The organism is Parabacteroides acidifaciens, from assembly GCF_003363715.1.
Lineage (GTDB): Bacteria > Bacteroidota > Bacteroidia > Bacteroidales > Tannerellaceae > Parabacteroides > Parabacteroides acidifaciens.
The window spans coordinates 1-2,449 of record NZ_QREV01000094.1 but is presented as its reverse complement, the minus strand read 5'-3'; the positions used below and the strand labels follow the sequence as shown (position 1 = coordinate 2,449).

The window sequence follows — 2,449 nt, the reverse complement described above, 5'->3', positions numbered from 1 at the left end:
CGACCGTCCTAATCGCCACCGCGACCGTGCTAATAGGTAGTGCACTCGGCACCTCGCGAAGATTAGGACGGTCGTAATGGCGATTAGGACGGTCGTAATGGAAAAGAGCTGCCTGTTTACCGAAAAATAGCCTCCGAATCCTTGCCATATTCCTGTCCCTTCCCCTTCATGCTTTCAAATATTCGATTCTCCGGGAGTTAAGCTTTATCGGAATGTCGGGAAGTCTCTGTTCCGGTTTGACAAATGTCATCCTTTTAGAACGGGCTGCGCAGGCCACCGGTCCGTTTGTCACGAAATGTGCTGTTTCGGTAGCGAAAAGTCAAATTGAAATCGTTCATTTTTTGAGGTGAAATAGAAAAATAGGGGGTTATTGTAAATTTCTGTTTTAGTGCGGAATATTCAAGTGTCAACAAATTGTCAACAAAATAATATGGAAATAAAGAAAGGTATTTGTATCATTGCATCAATAAACGCTACAAAGATGAAAAGATACATTTACTTGATACTATTCTTGTTTATCGTTGGCCTGACCGCTTGCCAAAAAACACCTCATATCCTCCCTTTATTGCAGGAAGCCGAAACTCTTATGGACAGCCGGCCGGACAGTTCGCTGTGCCTGCTGGAATCCGTGCAGTCTCCGGAAAACCTTTCGGCGGCAGAATATGCCACCTGGTGTTTGCTGGTCACGCAGGCGCGGGATAAGAATTATGTGGAGCATACGTCGGATTCGGTGATCGGGGTGGCGGTAAGGTATTTTGAGAAACAGAAAGATCCGTTACGGAAAGCACAGGCTTATTATTGCCAGGGGAGGGTGTTGTCAGATCTGGATTTGGAAGAAGAGGCACTGGAAGCCTATTTGAATGCGAAGGAGCAAGTGGCTCAAACGCCTGATTTTAATTTACGGGCTCGTATAAATAATCATTTGGGAAGTTTGTATTGGAAAAATATGAATCAGCGGGAAAGTATTGTTTATTATAAAGAAGCGTATCAGGCGTATACCAATGATTCAGATACGGCAGGTATGGTCAATACATTATGCAATGTCGGAAAAAGTTTGCATGGACTGAATTTACTTGACAGTGCCTTCATTTATTATGAGAAAGCGTTGCAATTGGCAAATGAGGGTCATGCTCAAGGACAAAGAGGTACAATTCTTACCTCTCTTGGTAATATTAGTGAAGAGCGAGGAGAATATACCACAGCATTGGAATATTATCGGGGTGCATTAGAAAGCACCGATAATCCGAAATTTCTGGATACAGAATATTATAATCTGGGAGATATTTATCATGTCTTGGGGAAAAACGATTCTGCTTTGTTTTATATTGAAAAGATTTTGGGGAGTGAAAATGTATTTATTCAATGCAATGCCAATCGCCTGTTATATCAATTGGCGAAAGAAAGCAGGGCATATGATTCTGCTTTCATGTATAATGAGACCTATTTGCAGTTAAGAGATTCCATTGAGCATGTTTATCGTCCTCAGGAATTGGAACGGGTAAAAGCTTTATATAACAAGGAGCGGGTAGAGAGCCGGCACTACAGGCAAATGCAAGAAGCCAGAATTCGGATATTTGTGTTGATAATCCTGGTATTGGCGAGTTTGATTGTCGGTACGTCTATCTATTTCTATTTTAATAAGAAGTTGTCTTTGCAGAGATTGCGCAATCAGGAAACACAGAAAAGGTTGGATGAAAATAGGAGGCAATTATCTGTCAAAAACAAAGAGCTGAACGAGAATAGTGCGAAATTGGAAACGGCTCAGCAATCACTTTGTCATATTCAGGAGGAAAAAGACCGTTTGGTTCGGGAAAGAAATGAACGAGTCCATATACTGAAGGAAGATAACCGGAAACAACAGGCTGAATATGAACGAAAGTTGGAAGAGATCGAAACCCAATGGCAGGAAGCAATTGGAGAAAAGGAAAGAATACTGCATGAAAAAGACGTTTTAATCAATCAAAAAGATTTATTGCTTAGCCAACAAGATCAGCAGTTAAGTTCGATGTCGAAAGAAGAAAAGCAATATAAAGAGCAGATCGGGATTCTGACGGATGAGCAACAGAAAACAAAGCAGGAGATGGAAACTTTATGTTTAGAAATGGAAAGACTACGATCGGAAAAAGAAATGCAATTACAACAGGAGCTGAAAAGCAAAGAAGAATTTAGTTCCCTCTGTAAGATGTATGAAACTTGGCAGAAGGAGGGCTCACCCGATATTTCATGGGGGGGGAACTTCATTAACTTTCTTGGAATATCTATTGCTACTATAACAGGCTTGTACAGGCTTGAAAGTTGATACGAAAGCGAAGTTGTCACATCTGTATTTTGGTAAAAGCTGATAATACACCTGCATTTACGGTCTAAAAGCTCCGAAAATTCAATATTTATAAAAATAGATTGTTTTTTATTTGTTTACGTCAAATATAAGGCCTTCCTTTGTCACGTA

1 protein-coding gene is annotated in these 2,449 nt (G+C 40.5%); it reads left to right on the top strand.

Going from position 1 to position 2,449, the window contains the following annotated elements; genetic code table 11:
- The first annotated feature begins 430 nt into the window (after positions 1 to 430).
- A complete protein-coding gene (locus tag DWU89_RS19945; protein WP_115501381.1) occupies positions 431 to 2,299 on the top strand; it encodes a tetratricopeptide repeat protein in 1,869 nt (622 codons plus the stop codon).
- Positions 2,300 to 2,449 lie beyond the last annotated feature (150 nt).